The organism is Achromobacter sp. Root170, assembly GCF_001428165.1.
GTDB classification, from domain to species: domain Bacteria; phylum Pseudomonadota; class Gammaproteobacteria; order Burkholderiales; family Burkholderiaceae_B; genus Achromobacter; species Achromobacter mucicolens.
The window spans coordinates 14467-35571 of record NZ_LMHN01000017.1; the positions used below are offsets into that span (position 1 = coordinate 14467).

The 21105-nt window shown below is 67.6% G+C and carries 16 protein-coding genes and 3 pseudogenes; 13 read left to right on the forward strand and 6 right to left on the reverse strand.

All coding sequences use genetic code 11. The annotated features are described in order from the left end of the window. Window positions 1-4: 4 nt before the first annotated feature. On the forward strand, window positions 5-1180 hold the full coding sequence (locus ASD87_RS20830) for a response regulator (protein ID WP_056326063.1): 1176 nt from the start codon (window positions 5-7) through the stop codon (window positions 1178-1180). 11 nt (window positions 1181-1191) lie between these two features. Here the strand turns inward: ASD87_RS20830 and ASD87_RS20835 are convergent, their stop codons facing one another. Next, a complete protein-coding gene (locus ASD87_RS20835) occupies window positions 1192-1833 on the reverse strand; it encodes an NTP transferase domain-containing protein (RefSeq protein ID WP_056326066.1) in 642 nt (213 codons plus the stop codon). Between the two features lie 206 nt (window positions 1834-2039). Here ASD87_RS20835 and paoA point away from each other — a divergent pair, with 206 nt between their 5' ends. From paoA to ASD87_RS20870, 7 genes are all read left to right on the forward strand, one after another. Further along, a complete protein-coding gene (gene paoA / locus ASD87_RS20840; RefSeq protein ID WP_056326068.1) occupies window positions 2040-2675 on the forward strand; it encodes an aldehyde dehydrogenase iron-sulfur subunit PaoA in 636 nt (211 codons plus the stop codon). Further along, window positions 2672-3622 (forward strand): xanthine dehydrogenase family protein subunit M, encoded by a 951-nt coding sequence (locus ASD87_RS20845; RefSeq protein ID WP_056326071.1) that lies wholly within the window; start codon window positions 2672-2674, stop codon window positions 3620-3622. Before paoA ends, ASD87_RS20845 begins: the two co-directional genes overlap by 4 nt. Before the next feature lie 4 nt (window positions 3623-3626). Further along, a complete protein-coding gene (gene paoC / locus ASD87_RS20850; RefSeq protein WP_056326074.1) occupies window positions 3627-5825 on the forward strand; it encodes an aldehyde oxidoreductase molybdenum-binding subunit PaoC in 2199 nt (732 codons plus the stop codon). A gap of 30 nt (window positions 5826-5855) precedes the next feature. Then, window positions 5856-6305, forward strand: coding sequence for a DUF6389 family protein (locus tag ASD87_RS20855; protein ID WP_056326955.1), 450 nt, complete (start codon window positions 5856-5858; stop codon window positions 6303-6305). Between the two features lie 232 nt (window positions 6306-6537). Then, window positions 6538-7587 (forward strand): hypothetical protein, encoded by a 1050-nt coding sequence (locus tag ASD87_RS20860; protein WP_056326076.1) that lies wholly within the window; start codon window positions 6538-6540, stop codon window positions 7585-7587. A 432-nt stretch (window positions 7588-8019) separates the two neighbouring features. Continuing rightward, on the forward strand, window positions 8020-9474 hold the full coding sequence (locus ASD87_RS20865; RefSeq protein WP_056326078.1) for a DUF1254 domain-containing protein: 1455 nt from the start codon (window positions 8020-8022) through the stop codon (window positions 9472-9474). An 83-nt stretch (window positions 9475-9557) separates the two neighbouring features. Next, entirely contained in the window at window positions 9558-10334 is a 777-nt protein-coding gene (locus ASD87_RS20870; protein ID WP_056326082.1) for a hypothetical protein, read from the forward strand. Window positions 10335-10358: 24 nt separating this feature from the next. On the opposite strand, the gene ASD87_RS20875 is transcribed toward ASD87_RS20870, so the two are convergent. Further along, complete coding sequence (locus ASD87_RS20875; protein ID WP_056326085.1) at window positions 10359-10973, reverse strand: ATP-binding cassette domain-containing protein; 615 nt, start codon at window positions 10971-10973, stop codon at window positions 10359-10361. Between the two features lie 79 nt (window positions 10974-11052). Here ASD87_RS20875 and ASD87_RS20880 point away from each other — a divergent pair, with 79 nt between their 5' ends. Next, entirely contained in the window at window positions 11053-11847 is a 795-nt protein-coding gene (locus ASD87_RS20880; RefSeq protein WP_056326087.1) for an enoyl-CoA hydratase, read from the forward strand. Window positions 11848-11939: 92 nt separating this feature from the next. Then, a complete protein-coding gene (locus ASD87_RS20885; RefSeq protein ID WP_056326090.1) occupies window positions 11940-12272 on the forward strand; it encodes a four-helix bundle copper-binding protein in 333 nt (110 codons plus the stop codon). 88 nt (window positions 12273-12360) lie between these two features. Here the strand turns inward: ASD87_RS20885 and ASD87_RS26715 are convergent, their stop codons facing one another. From ASD87_RS26715 to ASD87_RS20895, 3 genes are all read right to left on the reverse strand, one after another. Further along, a complete protein-coding gene (locus ASD87_RS26715; RefSeq protein ID WP_081100949.1) occupies window positions 12361-12537 on the reverse strand; it encodes a DUF3606 domain-containing protein in 177 nt (58 codons plus the stop codon). A 69-nt stretch (window positions 12538-12606) separates the two neighbouring features. Further along, window positions 12607-14688, reverse strand: coding sequence for a PIG-L family deacetylase (locus ASD87_RS20890; RefSeq protein WP_056326093.1), 2082 nt, complete (start codon window positions 14686-14688; stop codon window positions 12607-12609). A gap of 151 nt (window positions 14689-14839) precedes the next feature. Continuing rightward, window positions 14840-16060 carry an MFS transporter gene (locus tag ASD87_RS20895; RefSeq protein ID WP_056326096.1) on the reverse strand — a complete coding sequence of 407 codons (1221 nt, stop codon included), beginning with the start codon at window positions 16058-16060 and terminating at the stop codon, window positions 14840-14842. 750 nt (window positions 16061-16810) lie between these two features. Between ASD87_RS20895 and ASD87_RS27650 the strand changes: the two are divergent. From ASD87_RS27650 to ASD87_RS27660, 3 pseudogenes are all read left to right on the forward strand, one after another. Beyond that, a pseudogene (locus ASD87_RS27650) lies at window positions 16811-17203 on the forward strand (hypothetical protein); the annotation flags it as partial. A 111-nt stretch (window positions 17204-17314) separates the two neighbouring features. Next, window positions 17315-17510: pseudogene (locus ASD87_RS27655) on the forward strand (hypothetical protein); the annotation flags it as partial. Between the two features lie 194 nt (window positions 17511-17704). Further along, window positions 17705-17944, forward strand: a pseudogene (locus tag ASD87_RS27660) (YadA C-terminal domain-containing protein); the annotation flags it as partial. Between the two features lie 18 nt (window positions 17945-17962). Here the strand turns inward: ASD87_RS27660 and ASD87_RS20905 are convergent. Beyond that, window positions 17963-21088: a DUF6519 domain-containing protein gene (locus tag ASD87_RS20905; protein ID WP_056326101.1), complete on the reverse strand. Its 3126-nt coding sequence runs from the start codon at window positions 21086-21088 to the stop codon at window positions 17963-17965. Window positions 21089-21105: the final 17 nt, after the last annotated feature.

Genomic DNA, 21105 nt, shown 5'->3' on the forward strand with positions numbered 1-21105 from the left:
CACCATGATCCCGACATCAGCCCCTTCCCACGACGACCGCATCAAATGCCTGCTGGTCGACGACATTCCGGAGAATCTGATTGCGCTCGAGGCGCTGCTTGCCAGCGACCGTGTCGAGGTGCTGAAGGCCCAATCCGGCCCGCAGGCGCTGGAGCTGCTGCTGCGCCACAGCGACGTCGCGCTGGCGTTGCTGGACGTGCAGATGCCCGACATGAACGGCTTTGAGCTTGCCGAGCTGATCCGGGGCAGCGAGCGCACGCGCCACATTCCGCTGATCTTCATCACCGCAGGCTCGCGCGAGCAGAACTGGCAGTTCCGCGGCTACGAGAGCGGCGCGGTGGACTTCCTGTACAAGCCGGTGGACCCGTACATGCTGCGCAGCAAGGCGAACGTGTTCTTCGAACTGCACGAGCGCAAGCGTGCACTGGCGCAGCAGCTGGAAGAACGCACCGAGGCGCTGCGGGTGAACGAAATGTTCATGGCGGTGCTGAGCCACGACCTGCGTACGCCGCTGCAGGCCATCATCATGGGCGCCACGGTGTTGCAGCGCCGGGGCGACGACGAGCGCGTGGCCAGCCTGGCGCGGCGCATGCTGCAAAGCAGCGAGCGCATGTCGTGCCTGATCGAAGACCTGCTCGATGTGACGCGCATCCGCCAGGCGGGAGGCCTTGCGCTGTCGCCGGAAGCCCTGCGCATGGATGCGCTGGTCGAGCGCACGCTGGACGAGGTGCGCACGGGCTTTCCCGAGCGCCACGTGGAGTCGTTTAGCCGCGGCGATGCGGCGGGTTCATGGGACGGCGCGCGCATCTCCCAGGTCATCGCCAACCTGGTCGGCAACGCCTTGCATCATGGCAGCAAGAACGCGCCGGTTCGCGTCGAGGTCAATGGCGAGGCCCCGTGCGAGGTGGTCGTGACGGTGTCCAATGGCGGCACCATTCCGCCCGAGCTGCTCCCGCACCTGTTCAACCCGTTCCGCAGCGGCGCGCGTCGCCCAGGCGGTCATCACGGCCTGGGCCTGGGCCTGTTCATTGCGCAACAGATCGTGGCCTCGCATGGCGGGTGCATCAGCGTCGACTCGCGCGACGACGTGACGAGTTTCCGGGTAGCCCTGCCGCGGCATGCCGAGCCGGCCGATGCGCCGGTGATCGGCCAGCGCGTCGGCAACGCGACGCCGGCCTGATTTCCGGTTTATTAGCTGTCCCGCCGCACGGCCGCCAGGTCGTCCGGCGTATCCACATCCGCGCACACGCCTGCGTCCTCGACCGCGAGTTGGGTCACGCCGTAACGCGCCAGCACGGCACGCGCGCCCACATCGCCCGACAGCGCCGCCAGCGCCGGCCAGATCGACCGCTGAAAGGCGACCGGATGGCCGCGCTGCCCGCGCCAGGCCGGCGCCACGATCGGATGCAGAAGCGCCGTCTGCGCGACCTGCAGGCAGGTGTCCGGGCGGATCCACGGCATGTCGCCCAGCGCGACGAGGCAGGCTTGGATGTCCGCGCCGGCGGTCTGCATGACGTGGCGCGCGGCGGCAGCCAGGCTGTCGCCCATGCCGTCGGCGCGCGGATCGATCGTCACGACCTCGCACCCGGCCTGCGCCAGTAGCGCGGCGACGCGGTCGTTATCCGCGCGGGTGATCGCCACGACGCGCGTGGTGGCCGCGCGCAGCGTCGCCGCGGCGGCGGCCACCACGGGCACGCCGTCCGCAAGGGGCGCAAGCAATTTGTCCTGCCCCCCGGCGGCGTCGGCATAACGCCGGCCGCGCCCGGCAGCAAGCAGGATGCCCAGGCAGCGCGGGGGCGGCGCGTTGTCCGGATTGGTTTCGAGATCGAACATTTTCTTGTCAGGTTGGCGTGGCGGCCGGGCGATTGCCGTCGCTATCATCGATTGTTGATGACGATCTTATCGGGAATTCCAGGATGCCATGCACGCGGCCGTGCGCATTGTCACGCCCGCGGCTCGCGGCCAGGCACACCGCTTGCTGGGAACCCGCCCTGGATGTCCGGGCTTCGGCCCGCCGGACGCTTACAGGAGTTCCAACCTTGGAAAATCCCACTGATATCAATATGTCGCGGCGCAACCTGCTCAAGGCAGGCGCCGCGTCCGCCACCGCATTCGGAACGCCTGCCATGTCCGCTGCCCAGAACACCGCGCCGCCGCAAAGCCTGAAGGCCACCGTCACGCTGACCGTGAACGGCAACACCCACGAATTGGCGTTGGACCTGCGCACGAGCCTGCTGGACGCGCTGCGCGAGCACCTGCACATGACCGGCACCAAGAAAGGCTGCGATCACGGGCAATGCGGCGCCTGTACGGTGCTGCTGGACGGCAAGCGGATCAATTCCTGTCTGACGCTGGCCGTCATGCACGATGGCCAGCAGATCACCACCATCGAGGGGTTGGGCACGCCGGGCGCGCTGCATCCGCTGCAGGCTGCGTTCGTCAAACATGACGGTTACCAGTGCGGCTACTGCACGCCGGGGCAGATCTGCTCGGCGGTGGGCATGCTGGACGAGGCCGCGCGCGGCATGCCCAGCCACGTGACCGGATCGCTGAACGAACGCCCGCTGCTGTCACCCGAGGAAATCCGCGAACGCATGAGCGGCAACATCTGCCGATGCGGCGCCTACGCCAACATCCTGGATGCCATCGAAGACGTCGCGGAGGGCAAGGCATGAGAGCCTTCACGTACGAGCGTCCCGGGACCGACGCCGAAGCGGCCGCCAGCGCCGCGCGCGAGCCGCGCGCCCGGTTCATCGCCGGCGGCACCAATCTGCTGGACCTGATGAAGATCGAGGTGGAAACGCCTTCGCATCTGATCGATGTCAACGGCCTGGACCTGGACCGGATCGAACCGGCCGGCGACGGCGGGCTGCGCATTGGCGCGATGGTGCGTAATGCGGATCTGGCGGCCCACGAGACCGTGCGCCGCGATTACGAGGTGCTGGCGCGCGCCCTGCTGGCGGGCGCCTCGGGACAGATCCGCAATCGCGCCACAACCGCCGGCAATCTGCTGCAACGCACCCGCTGCCCCTATTTCTACGACACCAATCAGCCCTGCAACAAACGCGTGCCCGGCAGCGGCTGTTCCGCAATCGGCGGCGTGACGCGGCAACTGGCCGTGATCGGAGGCAGCCAGGCCTGCATCGCCACGCATCCCAGCGACATGGCGGTGGCGATGCGCGTTCTGGACGCGAAGGTCGAGACGGTGCGCCCGGATGCAACGCGGCGGGTCATTCCCATTGCCGACTTCTACCGGCTTCCGGGCGACACGCCGCATATCGAGACCCATCTGGACGCGGGCGAACTGATCACCGCGGTGGTGCTGCCCAAGCCCCTGGGCGGCAAGCACTTCTACCGTAAGGTGCGCGACCGCGCGTCGTATGCGTTTGCGCTGGTGTCGGTGGCCGCCGTGGTGCAGGACGATGGCGCCGGGCGCGTGGCGCTGGGCGGCGTGGCGCCTCAGCCGTGGCGCGATGCGTCGGCCGAAGCGCAGCTGCCGGATGGCGCGGCGCGCGTGACCGATGCGCTGCTGGCGGGCGCCGCGCCCACGCCAGACAACGCCTTCAAGCTGACCCTGGCGCGGCGCGCGCTTGGCGCCGTCTTGACGCAAGCGAGGACGTAAGGCCATGAAATTCGAGACTCCCGCGACACAGAATCCCATCGACCAGCTCAAGATCGTGGGCCAGCCCGTCGATCGCATCGACGGGCCGCTCAAGACGAGCGGCCAGGCCCCGTATGCCTACGAGCATCACGACATCGCGCCGAATGCGGCGGTCGGCTATGTGGTGGGCGCGGCAATCGCCAAGGGCGCCATCACCGCCATGGACACCGATCTTGCGCGCCGCGCGCCGGGTGTCCTGGCCATCGTGACCGCGCAGAACGCCGGCAAGCTGGGCAAGGGCAAGATGAACACGGCCACGCTGCTGGGCGGCCCGGAAATCCAGCACTATCACCAGGCCATTGCGGTGGTGGTGGCCAACACGTTCGAGGAGGCGCGCGCGGCCGCCAAGCTCATTCGCGTGCAGTATGCGCGGGCCCCGGGCGCGTACGACCTGGCGGCATTGCGGGACAACGGCGCCTCGGGCAAGCACATTCCCAAGACAGACACGGGCGACTTCGATGCCGCGTTTGCAGAGGCGCCCGTCAAGATCGACTCCACCTACACCACGCCTGACCAGTCGCACGCCATGATGGAGCCGCACGCTTCGCTCGCCGTCTGGAAGGGCGACAAGCTTACGCTGTGGACGTCCAACCAGATGATTGCGTGGGGGCGGTCGGACGTGGCGCGCACGCTGGGTATCCCCAAGGAAAACGTGCGCCTGATGTCGCCCTACATCGGCGGCGGTTTCGGCGGCAAGCTTTTCGTGCGCGCGGACGCCTTGCTGGCCGCGCTGGCCGCGCGCGAGGCGGGCAGGCCAGTCAAGGTGGCGTTGCCGCGTCCGCTGGTGATCAACAACACCACGCACCGGCCCGCCACGATCCAGCGCATCCGGCTGGGCGCGGGGCGGGACGGCAAGCTGACGGCGATTTCGCACGAAAGCTGGTCCGGCGACCTGCCGGACGGCCAGCCGGAAGAGGCCGTGCAGCAGACCAAGCTGCTGTATGCCGGCGCCAACCAGCACACCGCGCTGAACCTGATGACGCTGGACCTGCCCGAGGGCAACGCGATGCGCGCGCCCGGCGAGGCGCCGGGCATGATGGCGCTGGAGATCGCCATCGACGAGATGGCAGAGGCGCTGGACATGGATCCCGTGCAGTTCCGCGTGGTGAACGACACCCAGGTCGATCCCACCGATCCGTCGCGGCCGTTCTCGCGCCGGCGTTTTGTCGAATGCCTGCAGACCGGCGCCCGCCACTTCGGCTGGGACAAGCGTGATCCCAAACCCGGTGCGCGGCGGGAAGGGCAGTGGCTGATCGGGCTGGGCGTGGCCAGCGCCTTTCGCAACAACCTGGTGACCAAGTCGGCCGCGCGCGTGCGGCTGGACGCGACGGGCCGCGTGATCGTCGAGACCGACATGACCGACATCGGCACCGGCAGCTACACCATCATTGCGCAGACGGCGGCCGAAATGCTGGGCGTGCCGCTGTCGCGCGTGGTCGTGCGCCTGGGCGATTCGTCGTTTCCCGTGTCGGCGGGCTCGGGCGGGCAATGGGGCGCGAACAGTTCGACCGCGGGCGTCTATGCGGCGTGCGAGAAGTTGCGCGCGCGCGTCGTTGAACAGTTGGGATTCGATGCGGCGGGCGCGGTGTTTGCCGACGGGATGGTCACCGATGCCGGCGGACGCTCCGCGCCCCTGGTGCGCGCGGCGTCGGGCGGCGAGCTGGTCGCGGAAGACGCAATAGAGTTCGGCGACCTGGACAAGAAATTCCAGCAGTCCACCTTCGGCGCGCACTTCGTGGAAGTGGCCGTGGACGCCGCCACCGGCGAGACCCGCGTGCGCCGCATGCTGGCAGTCTGCGCCGCGGGCCGCATCCTCAACCCCAAGACCGCGCGTAGCCAGGTCATCGGCGCCATGACCATGGGCGTGGGCGCGGCGTTGATGGAGGAGCTGGCCGTCGACCATCGCCTGGGGTATTTCGTCAACCACGACCTGGCAAGCTACGAAGTTCCCGTTCATGCCGACATTCCGCGTCAGGAGGTCATCTTCCTGGACGAGGACGATCCGGTGTCGTCGCCGATGAAGGCCAAGGGCGTCGGCGAGCTGGGCCTGTGCGGCGTGGCGGCGGCCATCGCCAATGCGGTGTACAACGCGACCGGCGTGCGCGTGCGGAACTATCCGGTGACGCTGGACAAGCTGCTGGACGGGATGCCCGTCGACGCGTGATGCCGTGGCGCCATGCGCTATGCTGGCGCGATGACGAAACACGACTATCAGGACGCGCTGCGCCGCGCGCTGGACGCGCACACGGCGGCCGCGCTGCACACGCTGGCCGGCATGTTCGCGCGATTGCCCGAGAAGGCGCGCGAGATCCAGTTCGGCATCTTTCCGGACCAGGGCGGCGAAGGGACCTTTTCGGTGGTGATCGGTCTGGAAGGCCCGGATCTGTATGTGCTTAACAAAGCCATCGAGGGCTACCGCAATCTCTTTGACGTGGTGCACGGAGAAGCAGGACTGGAGCCGCCGCTGCCCCTGTTTTCCACCGAGCCGGCGTTCTGCGTGCAGGACGCGATAGCCGACGTGGCGGCCGATTGGGTCGAAATGCTATGGGACCAAGCAGGCCGCGCCGTGTCGCCCCTGCCGGCGATGGTCTATGCCCATGACGACTACGGCACGGATCTGCCGCGGGCATTGAGCCGGGCATAGCGGCGAAGTTACTGGCGGACAAGGCGGGGCGGCGGAGCGTCGTCGGGCCCCAAGCGAAACATTCGAAACAACCCATTACGGCTGGTTTGCCCGGAATGCGCTTTGGCGGCGCGGTTCTACGTCACGCTGCCTGCCACCAACTGTTTCAGCGGCCAAACCGGATGTTGCGAACCGTTCCCGAGCCGGTAGGATGCGCGCACATTGCCGTCTTACCGACCCAAGGATCGATCCCATGTCCCTGCCGCGCCCGCGCCTTGCCCTGTCTGCCCTGACGCTTGCCCTGACTCTGTCGGGCTGCGTCACCATTCCGTCGTCAAACGGCGAGGGCACGGCGGACGATCCGCGATACGGCAAGCTGGTCGACCTGATCGGCGAGGCGATCAAGGCGGACATGGCCGTGGTGCTGGTCGCTGACCTGATGCCGCACGCCTCGCTGAAGGACGCCATGCTGATGACGACCTGGACCGGCAACACCGTCTGGATGTTCGAACCGGACCCGCGCATCACCTTCGGCCGCAAGTTCCAGAACAACTCGCTGCAGCGGGACAAGGACACGACCTACCTCTTCAAGGCGTTTGAAGTCCACATCCTGCCGCCGGGCAAGTACCTGCTGACAGGTGGAGACGATTACAAGCTCAATGCCACGTTGAATCAGATCGGCGCGCGCCCCGGCGCGGAAGGGTCGGGCCGGGGCGCCAACGGCACCGCGTATCTGTCGCCCGAGCTGTACCGCGAGTTCTACAAGGAAACGAACTGGCACGAAGGCACCACGGGCTCGCGGACCAGCACTCAGAAAGTCTGCACGGCCGTGCATCGCGGGTCGGGCGCCTGCGTGGCCTGGGGCGAGCAGCAGGTCACCGAAACCACGCCGGGATCGCGCGCCGGTTACTACGAAGACACCACGTCGCGCGACATCCCGGCCATCAAGGTGCAGTCCCGCGTGCTGCCCAAGCTGGCGCTGGCCAGCTTCACGCTCAAGGGCGGGGATCTGGTGCTCAGCCAGCGCATGCACATGAAGACGCCCAGCTACAAGTTCAAGCAGTCCGCCTGCCGCGCGGTGGATCCGAAGATGATCGAGTGCCCGCTGGAAGACTTCACGGTCTACACGTGGCCGGCGCCGATGGATTTTGCGCAGAAGTACTTCGCGCAGCGCACGAACCTGACCGACGCGCAGCGCGAATTGCTGTCCAAGCTCAAGCCGATGCAGATCACGCCCTTGGGCAAGCAGGGCATGCAGGATCCGGTGTGGGGCGTGCCGCTGTCGATCGGCAAGGGCAAATAGGGCAGCGGATTGCGACCAATGGCGGATGGTCGTAGTCATTCCGGCTACTTGAGCAGCTAAAAAACTGCGCATAGATTGACCGAAACCGCTTCGTCCTCGCGCGAGCCGGTCGAATGGATGGTCCGTAGCCCAGTTCCTTCAGTGGTGCGTTTGCTCTGATTCCTTCAGGGAGCCCATTCTTGGACGTCCACCCCGCCTTTCTCACGCGTGCGCGCTCGCGCACCCGTGCTTTCCCCTTGGCCATGCGCACAAAGGCAGCTCCGCCCTTCGGCGGCACGCTGCCCGCCGTTTGCCGTGGTTTCCCTGACCCTGATCTGTGGAGCGTGCCCCGCCACATCGACACCGAATGCGCAGTAGCTTGAAGAACATCGTCGTGCTTGTTGGAAGTCCCCGAAGTGAACTTCGTCAGACCCATCCATTGGAGCGATAACAATGAAGCTAACTCGCCGCAAACTGAACGCAGGGGGATTGGCCCTGCTGGCTGCAGGATCGCTGGGACCGGCGTTCCGGGCCTCGGCAGCCGCCTCCGAAGGGCTGGTGGCAAACCTGCCGGAAGCCGACGACCGTTTCGTCCTGGCCACCGAAGCCTACATCTACGCCTACCCGCTGGTGACCATGGAGATGACCCGCCGGGTGATCACCAACGTCGCCGAACCTAAAGGAACGCGCGCCCCGATGGGCCAGCTCATCAAGCTGCGCGAGTATCCGGACGCCAAGTTCCGCGACGTGACGGCGCCGAACGCCGACACCCTGTACACCACCGCCTTTTTCGATGTCGGCGACGAGCCCTGGGTCATCAGCCTGCCCGACATGAACGGCCGCTACGCGCTGTTTCCGCTGCTGGATGGATGGACAACCGTGTTCGACGTGCCGGGCAAGCGCACGACGGGCACCGGCGCGCAGACCTTCGTCGTGACGGGGCCGGGCTGGGAAGGCGCCGTGCCGCAGGGCATGAAGCAATACAAGTCGCCCACGAGCATCGTCTGGCTGCTGGGCCGCATCTATTGCACGGGCACGCCGGAGGACTATGCAGAAGTGCACAAGCTGCAGGACCAGGTGAAGATCGCGCCGCTGAGCGGCTGGGGCAAGGCGTGGACAGCGCCGCAGGGCAAGGTGGATCCGGCCATCGACATGAAGACGCCGGTGCGCGACCAGGTCAACAACATGGATGCCCACGAGTACTTTGCGTTGTTTGCGCAGTTGCTCAAGCGCAATCCGCCGACCGCGGCGGACGCGCCCATGGTGGAAAAAATGGCCACCATCGGCATCGTGCCTGGGCAGGATTTCGACAAGTCCAAGTTGCCTGCCGATTTTGCCAGGCGGGTGCCCGAGACGGGATTCGCGCGGATCATGGCGCATTTCCGGTCCACCGATGGCGACATCCAGCATATCGACGGCTGGGGTTTCACGACCAAGACGGGGACCTACGGCACCAACTACCTGCAACGGGCCTTGGTCACCGCCATCGGGCTGGGTGCGAACCGGCCGCAGGACGCCGTCTACCCGACCTCGTTGCGGTCGGCCAACGGGGCGATCCTGCGCGAATACAACGGGTCGGAAAAGTACGTGTTGACGTTCAAGAAGGGCCTGACGCCGCCCGTGTCGGGGTTCTGGTCGCTGACCATGTATGACCAGAACTACTTCTTTGTCGATAACCCGCTGAACCGCTATTCCATCAGCGAACGCCAGCCGCTCAAGCGCAAATCCGATGGGTCGATCGATCTGTTGATCCAGAACGAATCGCCGGGGCCCGAGCACGAGTCGAACTGGCTGCCGGCGCCCAAGGGCCGATTCATCCTGATGATGCGCCTGTATTGGCCCAACGAAAGCGACCCGTCGATCATCAACGGGTCGTGGACGGTGCCGCCGGTGCGGCGGGTGAGCTGACGCGGTTACGGCGGCAGGACGCGCCCTGCGTTTGGGCGGGGCGCCTTTTTTTCGACATGCCTTCGGGCCTCGGGGATCTCGCGATGAAAAAGCACATCACTGTCTGCCTGGCATGCGCAGCGGTCCCGCTAGGGGCCACCATCGCGGCCGAAACCCCATCGGCGCCCGCTTCGGCTGCCGCGGTTTCCGACGAATGGAAATTCTCGGTCTCGCCGTATCTGTGGGCGCCGGCGCTGTCGGGCACCGTCACGCATCGCCGCCTGCCGACGGTGGACATCAATGCAAGCTTCGACAAGATCCTGGACAACCTGGATTTTGCCGCCATGCTGATGGGCGATGCACGCAAGGGCCGGTACAGCATCTTTGGCGATCTGTTGTACGTGAAGGTCGGTGCGCAAGGCGACACCCCCAGGGGAATCCTGGCCAGCAGTGTGGACGTGAAGAACGAATCGTTCACCGGCCTGATCGGCGCGGGCTATTCGGTGCTCGACCGGTCGGAGCACAGTCTGGACGTGGTGGGCGGCCTGCGCGTCTGGTCGGTGGATTCGGACGTCACCTTCAAGGGCAGATTCACGGACGGCCGCAAGCACAGCGAAAGCGCCACGTGGGTGGACGCCATGGTGGGCGTGCGAGGCACCTATAACTTTCATCCCAAGGCCTATCTGACGGGCTGGGGCATGATCGGCGCCGGGGGCGCGCAGGCGGACTGGGACCTCGGTCTTGGCGTGGGCTACAGCTTCAACAAATCGGTGTCGGCGACGGTGGGCTACCGGGCAATGGGCGTGGACTACGAGCGCAACGGCTTCAAATACGACGTGGTGCTGCAGGGGCCCATTGCAGGGGTGACCATCCGCTTTTGACCGCTGCGCCGGGCAACCGGTTGCTCAGCGCAGGTCGGCCACGTTGACCGTGCGGGCGCCGCACGCCTGCACCAGTTCGGGGTCATGGCTGGCGAACAGCACGACGCGCGTCTGTGCCCAGGTTTTGAAGACGTCGGCCAGCACGCCGCGCGCCTGGGCATCCAGCCCGTTGCTGGGACCGTCGGCCACGACAACCGCCGGGTCGCCCAGCGCGGCGGCCGTCAGGTAGACCTTGCGCCGCGTGCCCGTGGACATCTGCTCGAAACGCTTGTCCAGATGCGGCTCCAATCCCAGCCGATGGGCCAGGTCCAGCACGGCGTCGTCCAGCGCAACGTGCTTGGCTGCCGCCACCTGCCGCAGCAGGCCGCGGCCCGTCTGCTCGGGAAATGCCATGCAGTTGTCCGGCACATAGGCCAGACGGGACTGCGCCGCAAGCGGCGCGTCGCGCAGCGAGTGCCCGTCGATTAGGACGTCGCCGCTATCGGGCGCCAGCGCGCCGGCAATGATGCCCAGCAGACTGGATTTTCCGGTGCTGTCTTCTTCGCAGAGCGCCACGCAGCCCGGCGCGAAGGCGTGCGAGAGGCCCTGGAACACGATATGGTCGCCGTAGCGCTTGCTGAGGTTGTCGATGCGTAGCATGCGGCAAGTGTACGAGAGGTTTATTGTCATCAAAAGCCGCCGGTAGCATCGACGGCCAACATTTCTAGCCGGAGACTTCATGACTGCGCCCATCCCCACGTTCCCCCATGCCCGCGTGACGCGCGATTCGCGCGGCGTCTACACCCTGCAGATCCACGACGCGAAGAGCCTGAACATCCTGGCCTCGGCCGTCACGCTTGGCTTGACCGAGGCCGCGCGCTGGATTGCGGCGCAGGACGACGCGCGCGCGGTGGTCATCCGCGGCACGGGCGACAGGGCCTTCGTGGGCGGGGCCAACATCCATGAAATGGCCGAGCTGGACCCGCAAGGCGCGCGCGCGTTCATCACGCGGCTGCGCGACCTGTGCGACGCCGTGGCGGATATCCCGGTGCCGACCATCGCAAGGTTGCCAGGATTCTGTCTGGGCGCCGGCATGGAGCTGGCGGCCGCCTGCGACATCCGCCTGGGTTCGGCGGACGGCGTGTTCGGCATGCCCGAGGTGCGCGTCGGCATTCCGTCGGTGATCCATGCGGTGCTGCTGCCCGCGCTCATCGGTCAGGGTCCGACCAACTGGCTGCTGCTGACCGGCGAGACGGTGGACGCCGCGCAGGCGCGGGACTGGGGCTTTCTGGAATTTCTGTGCGAGGCCGGCGAGCTGGACGCGCTGGTCGAACGCACCGTGGCGGCGATCGCGGCCAGCGGGCCGGCCGCGGTGCGCTCGCAGAAGGCCTTGCTGCGCTATTGGACCGAGTCCTCGATCCAGGCCGGTCTGGACCGCAGCGTGGAGGCCTTCGGCGAGGCGTTCACCACCGATGAGCCGCGCCGCTACATGGCGCCGTTCCTGGCGCGCAAATCGCAACGGAAGGCCGGGTAATAGGCGGGAACGCTGCCGGCCCCCTGGATGTGCGCCCTTGCGGGAACGCAGTGTGCTGACCCGCAAGCATTGCCACCACGCAAGGAGCCGTCATGACTGCCCAAATGAACGATATGGAACGCTGCATCGATAGTTGCCTGGCCTGCTATCGGATGTGCGTGAAGACCGCCATGAGCCATTGCCTGGAGGCCGGCGGCGAGCACGTCGAGCCTCACCACTTCAGGCTGATGATGGGGTGCAGCGAGATCTGCCGCACCGCAGCGCACGCGATGCTGGTGGGCGTTGAAAACCACAAGGTGGTGTGCGGCGCCTGCGCCGCAATTTGCGATGACTGCGCGGCCAGTTGCGAGGGCATGGACGGCATGGCCGACTGTGCGCGCACGTGCCGAGAATGCGCCGACATGTGCGGAAAGATGGCCGCTTGAGCGGCTATGTCCCGCGCGGCATCTGGCCGGATGGGCCGCGTGTGCCAATCACGGCGTGCCGGGGCCCGAGCACGGGCCCCGGGTCCGGCTATTTACCGAGATGTTCGCGCACCGCGGTAGCCGACGGTCCCACGGCCTTGACCGCCTCGCGCAGTTGGGCCTCGGTGACGCCAAGCGCCTGGGTCCAATAGCGCAGCTCGTGCGGCTCGTTCACGTTTATCCGGGAGCGGTCCTGCGGGCCGCGCTTGCTCAGGTCGTCTGACATGGTTGGGTCCTCCGGGTTGTAACGCCCGGAGGGCAGCAAGCGGCGTGCCTGCGCGTCGCGCCCGCCCTGTCACTGCACGCGGGTTGGCGTGGCCACGCGTGAGGTTTGCGCGGGCATGCGCTCGACCGTCAGCGCATCCGGTTCCGACGCGGACGGGCGCACGACCACGGCCTTGCCGGCGCTGGCCGCGCCCAGGTTGGGCAGGTCGGCCGGCCGCGCCGCCACGGACGCGAAGGGGCCGCCGCCGGTGGCGGGCACGCCGTCCAGCGTCAGGCTGGCGGACCACGTGCCGCCGCGGCGCGAGAGCACCTCGTAGCGCTGCGGTGCGCCGGCGGCGCGGGCGACCACATACAGCGCGCCGTCGATGAGGCTGATGGCGGGCGGCGATGCCGCTTCGGCATCCATCTTGGCGAGCTTGCCGTGTTCGAGCAGCCAGAGGTGTCCGCCCGAGCGCTCCAGAATGGCAAGCACGACGTTGCCGGCGGTATCGGCCTGGATGGCCGGTCGGCCGATGAAGGGCACGCCCAAGTCCGCCGGCGCGCTCCAGTCCATGTCCAGGTCGGTGGTGTCGCCCGCTTCCACCAGTTTGGTCAGGTGGTTGTTGGCGCGCTGGCGGAAATAAAGCTCGACCCGGTTTTCATGGTTGCGGATGGCAGCCAGGCCGCCCGCGGCTTGCGGCGCGGCCACGCGGCGCCAGCCTTGCCATTCCGACCGGTGGCCCTTGGCGGCTGGCAACTGGCGGGTATAGAAAAGCTCGCCCTTGGCGGCAATGGCGAAGACGACATAGCGCCCGTCGGCGCCGCGCGCGGCGGCCGGTGAACCGGTGACGCCCTCTAGTGGCGGAAGCGCCTGCCACGTGCTCCAGCTGCCGTCGATGCCGGACGGGGTGATCCAGTGCAGCAGCCCGTCGTAGCCCAGCGCGACGGCGGCGGCTTCGCCACGGGGCGCCACCGCCGGGATCTGCGTGACGCGCAAACCGCCCAGCGCCTGCCAGCCCTGCCACGTGCCGTCATGGCGCTGCTTGTTGGCCCATACGCCGCCCAGCGGATCGCGCGCCATCAGGCCGGCGGTGCCGTCGGCGTGGGCAAACGAGACCACGGGGCCGGTGGTGCGTCCGCCCAGCGTGTGCCAGCGCTTTTCGGCCGAATCCCAGCTGTTGACGGCCGCATTGGTTTCGCCGGCGGCGAACACGACGAGTCCGCCTCGCCCGTCCGGATACACCTGCGGCGCGACGTCCTGACGCGAAACGTAGTAGGCGCGCTGGACCCACGCGGCGGCGGGGCCGGCTGGTTCCTTGCAGCCGGTGGGGCCGGCGCAATAGTGGTAGTCGTTCCAGGCGTAGTGCTGAAAGATCACGGACTTGCTGGCGATTTCCGCGTCGGCAAGATTGGTGGCGCGTTCCTGGCTGGGGTAATCGATGTATCCCGTCTCGGCGTAGTTGCCGGGCGCGCGCACCATGGCCTCGCGCGCCAGCCGCGCGCTGGCGATGTGGTCGGGGTGGCCGTGGCCGGCGCAGCGCCAGCACAGCTGGGTGTAGGGCACGCTGATCGTGTCGTCCAGGTGGCGAACCGTGGTGGGGCCGTACTGGCGGATCATCTCGGCCAGCGTGTCGACGAGTTGTTCGCGGGTATAGACCTCGGCGTGCGGTCCCAGCGTGTCCACGTTCTGGCCGGGTTCGGATTCGGTGCGGCTCAGCGGCGTCAGGCTGCCCCAGCCCTTGCCCAGCCACGGGTCTTTCAGCCGCATGTGCCAGAGCTGCACGCGCGGATTGCCCTGCAGCGTGAAGCGCGCGATCTGGCGGCCCGCGACGATGCCGGTGTCTTCCTTCCAGGCGTCGGGTTCGCGCGCCATGTAGGCGTAGGCGGCGCGCACGCCGCGCTCGCGGCCCAGCATGTAGCCTTCGCCTTCGCCCGCGTCGCTGGCGGTCAGATAGACGACGCGCACGCAACCGCCCGCCTCGATGTTGGAGGCGACGTCCGGGTTCATGAAAAGCAGGTCGTCATCCAGATGGGCGACGAAGGCCAGGTCCTTGATCCCGTGGCACTGGGCCAGCGTCGGAGGAGCGGCCCAGGCCTGGGCGGAAAAGAGGGCTGCGGCCAGGCAGCAAAGCGCCTGGCACAACGGGCGCAGCAAGGCAGTCAAAGCGGGCATAAAAAAAGCGCTGCATGTTGGAGGTGCAGCGCGTCTTGAGGTGGTAAAGAGTGCGGAAAGTATAGCTGCGACGTGAACGCGGGCTGCAATAGGCGCTTGCCCGGTGTGGCGCGGGGCCGACGATTTGTGACAGGCTAAATGGGGGACGTGTTCAGCGCGCCGATTCGGTGCTGACGACCAGCTTGTCCGCCCGCGCGGTTCGCGCCCGGCGTTCCAGCATCACTGCCCACAGCCACAGCGGCATGCTGGCGATGGCAAGCAGGCTGCCCACCCAGCCGGTGGAGGTCCAGCCGAACCCGGCCGCGATGGCAAGGCCGCCCAGGAACGGGCCCATCGCGTTGGCGGTGTTGAAGGCCGAATGGTTGAGCGCGGCGGCCAGCCCCTGCGCGTCGCCCGAGACGTCCATCAGGCGCGTCTGAAGCACGGTGCCCAGCGCGCCGCCCACCCCCACCAGGAACACGTTCAGCGTAATCAGCCAGACGTTGTGGGCCATCAGCGGAAAGAGGGCCAGCACCACGGCCGACCACAAGAGCAGCAGGCCGGCCGTGCGCATGACGGCGCGATCGGCAAAGACCGGCACCACCATGTTGCCCACGGTCAGGCCGACGCCGAAGGCGCTCAGCACCAGCGGCACGGTCGCGGGCGACACCTGGGTGACGGCGGTCAGTGTGTCCGCGAGGTAGGTGTAAATGGAGAACAGACCGCCGAATCCGACGGCGCCAATCGCCAGCGTGATCCAGACCTGACCGCGGCCCAGCGCGCTCAGTTCGCGCAGCGGGCTGGCGTGCGGATCGGCGGCCGTGTCCGGGGCGTAGGCGCGCACGCTCAGCATGGTCAGCACCGCCAGCAGCGACACCAGGCCGAAGCTCCAGCGCCAGCCGATGACCTGGCCCAGCCAGTTGGCCATCGGCACGCCGATGATGGTGGCCACCGTCAGGCCCAGGAACACGCGGCCCACGGCCACGGTGCGGCGGTTGGCCGGCACCATGGAACTGGCCACCAGCGAGGCGATGCCGAAGTAGGCGCCGTGCGGCAGGCCGCTCAGAAAGCGGAAGAACAGCATCCAGTGATAGTTGGGCGCGATGGCGCTCAGGCCGTTGCCGATGGCAAAGAGGCCCATCAGGGCGATCAGCAACCGGCGGCGCGGCATGCGCGCGCCCAGCACCGCAAGGATCGGCGCACCGACCACCACGCCCAGCGCGTAGGCGCTGATCACATGGCCGGCGGTGGGGGCATCGATGCCCAGCGACTGCGAGAAATACGGAAGCAGGCTCATCGTCGCGAATTCGGTGGTGCCGATCGCGAAACTGCCAATGGCAAGCGCCAGCAGCACCAGGGCGGGCCGGTGCTGCGCGGAAACGGTATGGGACATGGAGACTACGGAAGAGGAATGGCGGAATGCTGCGATGCAACAGCGGCATTGTAGAGGGCCGAACCTGTCATTTGCATGTCGGGTCGTTGCGGCATGTCCGTGCGGTGTGAACGGCATCCGGCGGAAGGGTCTGGCGGGCGCCTCGCGAGGATCTTTGCATTTATTGATATTTGTTGCATTACACGGTCGGACATTAGAAAAGTTTCGATGGTCCGGGTGTCAGGCGCTCATTAGATTGAAAGAAAAATCCTTATGCCTCAATTGCTTAGGTGATTTTCTTGAAGCTGATTTTTTGACAACGAGCGCGCACCAGCGCTGGGTGGACACGCCATGAACCACATCTTTTCGACTGTCCTGAATGCAATGCCAATCACTATGCAAACCACGCAGCAAGCCTTGCCTTGCGCCACGCGCCGCCGGCGCAAGCCCGGCAGGGTGCGGCGCGCGGCCTCAACTGCAGCTGTTGCGCTAGCCTGCGCGGGCGGCCTGGGATTTGCGACGAATACCCATGCAAACGGCCAATTGCAGTTATGCAGTACCGACACAATGTCGGGAAACTCCCTCAATTCCGGCACTCCAGTCTATTTGCTAGACTGCCCCGACGGCAGCCCGCTTTTTACCCTGCAGAACATCTATGGCGCCGATACGTTTGACGGTTTAACCGCCGCGACGGCCCGGGTCACCGGCTACGCTGATGGCACGTTGGAACTGAAGGGCGAGAACGGCATCTCCATGCTGAACACCGTCAACATGAACGGAAACCGGATCACGCAGGTTGGTGCGGGCATGCTGACTTCCATCAGCCAGGATGCGGTGAATGGATCGCAGCTGTACGCCACCAATCTGCAAGTGCAGTCCAACAGCGCAGCAATCACGACGTTGGGTACAACCGTCGCGCAGAACACGGCCACGCTGAACACCCTGACCACCAGCCTCAACAACGGCGAGGTCGGCCTGGTCCGGCAGGACCCGGTCAGCGGCGCCATCACCGTGGCCGCCAGCAAGGGCGGCAACGTGATCGACATGGCTGGCACGGACGGCACGCGCACCGTCACGGGCGTGGCCAACGGCGTCATCTCGGCAACCAGCACCGACGCCGTTAACGGCAGCCAGCTTTATGCAATTTCCCAACAGGTCGGTCAGCTCAATGCCGCCAGTGCTTACGTGCGGGCGGATGGCGCCAACGATGGCAGCGACGACGCCGTGGTCGGCGCGGGCACGCAGGGCGCGGCCTTGGGCGCCAACGCCACCGTCAGTGCGTCCAACGGCGTGGCTGTCGGCGCCAACGCATCGGCCACCGCGGCAAATAGCGTTGCGCTGGGCGCGGGCTCGGTGGCCGACCGCGCGAACACGGTGTCCATCGGCGCGCAAGGCGCCGAGCGGCAAGTCACCCACGTGGCCGCGGGCACGCAAAGCACCGATGCCGTGAACGTGGGGCAACTGAACCCCGTGGTAGCCAGCCTGGGCGGCGGCGCGCATATCGATGCGTCCACGGGCGCCGTCACCGGTCCGTCGTATCAGCTGGACGGCCAGACGTATTACAACGTGGGCGACGCGCTGGGTTCGCTGGACACCGGCGTGCGTCAAAACCGCGAAGGCCTGGCCCGCCTGGACAATCGCATCGACCAGACCAACCGCGCCATCGATGAAGTGGCGCGCAATGCCTACTCGGGTATCGCCGCCACGACGGCGCTGACCATGGTTCCGGAGGTCGACCCCGGCAAGCGGTTCGCGCTGGGCATCGGCGGGGCCACGTATCGCGGCTATCAGGCCGTTGCGGTCGGTGCTTCGGCGCGCGTCAATGACCGCGTCAAGGTCAAGGCCGGCGTGGGCATTGCCTCGGGCGGCCCCACGGCCGGTGTCGGGGCCTCGATGCAGTGGTAACGAGGCCTCGGTCCACGCTCACACCGTCACCACGTTCAACCCGCCGTTCGCCAGGCTCTCCGGATTAGCGCCTGACACGAACAACCGGAAATCGTTGTGGGCAAAGTTGCCGATCACCTTGGCCTGCGTGGCGATGAGCGCGCCCGCGTCGCCGTTGGTCAGGAGGTTGTTGCCCGTGACCGCCGCGTCGAACGCCGGGAAATGGCTGTAGGCCTCCAGCGCGTTGTCGGCGGCGCGCAGGCAGCGCCACGCGGCAAACTCGCCGCCGGTCTGGATAATGGTGAGCATGGCGCGCGCGGCCTCGGCGCCCAACCGCATGCTGGGCAGGTGATTGCTTTGCAGGGTCAGCGTGCCGTCGCCTTCCGGCACCATCTTGCCGGTGCGGATGCCGCCGCCCAACAGCTTCAATTGATCCGTCGTCAATTCCGGAAAATCCCCTGATTCCGCAAAGAGCGCAATGCCGCCGCGCAGGCGGTTGTCGCGCACGGTGGTGTCGGCATCGTTGTCTAGCAGCGCCAGTGCGCACGACAGCGGATCGGCCAGCAGCGCGGCGGCCAGCGCGGCGATGGCCGGGCGCAGGCGCTTGGCCACCGGCGTCTCGCGGCCGACCTGCGTTGCCAGCGTGGTCAGCGCCGCCTGGACGCGCGGCGTCATCATCAACGCATTGCCGGCGGCGCCCGCGCGCAGCAAGGCCGCGATCTCGGCGGTCATCGCCTTGCGCGCGTCCATGGGCTGGCGCGACAGCGCCAGGGCGGCGCGATTGTCGTCATCGTCCAGCAGCGCGTCGGGCGCCAGCGCCCGCTTCAGCGCGGCCAGCGTGGGGGCGCGGGTAAAGAGCTGGTCAAGCCGTTCGGCGGCGCCGCGGCCGGCGGCATACAGGCGGCATGCTTCGATGTGCACGCGCCGGCTGCCGTCGACGCGCACCAGGCTGTTGCCGGGACCGGCCGGACCGGTGCAATCGACGCGCGAAAGCCGCAGGTCGGCGCATTGATTGAAGGCGATGGCGCCCGGCTGTCCGCGACGCGCGATCGCGAGGTCGGCCATGGACACGCTGGCAAAGCCGTCCAGGCTGAACAGGCGCTCGTCCAGCATCAGCCGGCTGGCCGGTCCGCAGCCATGCAGCATCAGGCGCACACGCGGCCCCTTGATGATGAGGTCGTCGTCCAGCTTGTGCTCGCCCGGCGTCAGGCACAGGCAGATGTCCATACGGTCCTGGCCGATGAGCGTGCGCAGCGCCTTGTCCAGCGTTGGAAAATCGCCCGCTGGGCCCACGGTCAGGCAGCAGCCGCCGCCATGCGTGCGCCGGCACAGCGCGTCCAGCGCCTCTTGCACCGAGTAGGCCTGTTCGGCGAGCAGGTCCGCGCAGTGGCTCGGGTCGTAGGCGACCTCGGATGCGAGGGCGAGGGAGGCGGTGTAGCGCAGCGGCAGATAGTGGTCGGGCGCGGGTTGGCCCGCCCGCAGCAATTGCGCGGTGGCGCGTTGCACGGGACGGGCGGCGTCGCACGCAAGCGACCAGGCAATCGATGCGATGCCGTCGGCGCCCGTCGTCACGTCCTGGGTGGCGGCGCCATTGGGCAGCCGGCCAGCATCCACGGTAAAGCGCACGACGGCGCCCGCCACCGGCAGGCTGCCGTTGGCCACGCCCGCGCGCAGTTCCGACGGCAACGCCACCACGTCCGGCGTCATCGCGGGGTTGGGCTTGACGCTCTGGCCGTCGCCGCCCGCGTAGTAAAGCTGCGTCAGTTCCGTCAACGCGGGGAAGAGGGGGCGGCAGTCGCTGAAGGCGGTCCACGCGCCGGCCTGCCAGCGCAGCAGCGCCAATCGTGCGAACGCGCGCAGCACGCCGGCGGGCGCGCTGAAGCCGGGCTTGCCGTCGGGCAGTTGCGGCCATTCGATCGACGCGGTGGCGGTGCGCGCGGGAATCAGCCAATAGTCGCCCACGCGCAGGCGTCCGGGCGAAAACTTGATCTCAATGCCGTCCTGTTCCAGTTCCACCCAGCCGGCGTTGGCGCTGTTGATGGGCGCGGGCGTGATCTCCGCAACGCCGTCCCAGCGGCGCACGCGCGGGTTGGCCGGAAAGCGGGCGGCGTCCAGCGCGTGGCCGATCAGGCTGGCCGGATCGATCGTGACCGTGTTGCCGTCGGTGCGCACGACCTGCGCCAGCGGCCCAGGTTGTCCCAGCAGTTCGTGCGTGTCGTCCAGAAACTCCACCCAGCAGCCCGCGGTGATGGCCAGCACGTCGTCGCGGCCGATGCTGGCGACTTCGAACTCGTTGGCCACGGGATCGTCCAGCCAGCGCACGACGCGCGACAGGATGCTGCCGTTTTCGCGGGACCACTTGTAGCGCGCCTTGCCCGCGCCCGCGCCGTCCTGGTGGATCTCGATGCGGTACAGATGGTTTTCCAGCAGGCGGTAGCCGGCGTCGGGCGGCAGCTGGCAGGGCGTCTTGGGCGGCACGCTGGCCTCGGCACGCGCCGCCATGCGGGCGTCGGGCGCGGCGGTCAGGGCGTCCCACGCGGGCAGCGCGGACACGCAGGTCAGGGCCGCGTCCGGTGCGCCCACCTGCATCAGCTTGACCTGCCAGACCGTCTTTTCGCGCGTCGCGGTGTCGGGGCCGCCCAGCGCGACTTCGCGCATGCTGGTGTCGCCGGCCGGCAGATCCAGCGTGCACAGGTGGCGCTGCCACGCTTCCAGATAGGCCAGGTACAGGCCTTCGGGCGGCGGGGCGGCCTGGCCGCCCGAGCCGAACACGACGATGCCGTCGATGTCGGCGGGCGTCAGCGCGGGCGGCGGCAGCGGCAGGACGGACGCGCCGGCGGGCAGCACGGGCGATGCCGTCGGGGGCATGTCGGGCTGCTTGGCCACGGTAGCGGGCTGCGGGTTCTCGCAAAGCAGGCCGTCCAGATACAGGCGGCCTGCTGACAGCGACAGGTCCTTGCCGGCAGGCGCCAGCGCGAAGCCGGGCGCGGCCAGCGGCACGCCCACGGCGCCCACGGTGTCCGCCGTTTCGGTTTCGATGCGCCGGTTCAGGATGTCCTGCTGCTCATTCCAGTCCGAATCCATCTGCACGCGGCCCTGCTGCATGCGGACGGCCCGGTAGCGCCGGGCGGGGTCGAAGGTGAGGCGGCTGAGATCGGCTTTCATGATGTTGTTCCCGAAGA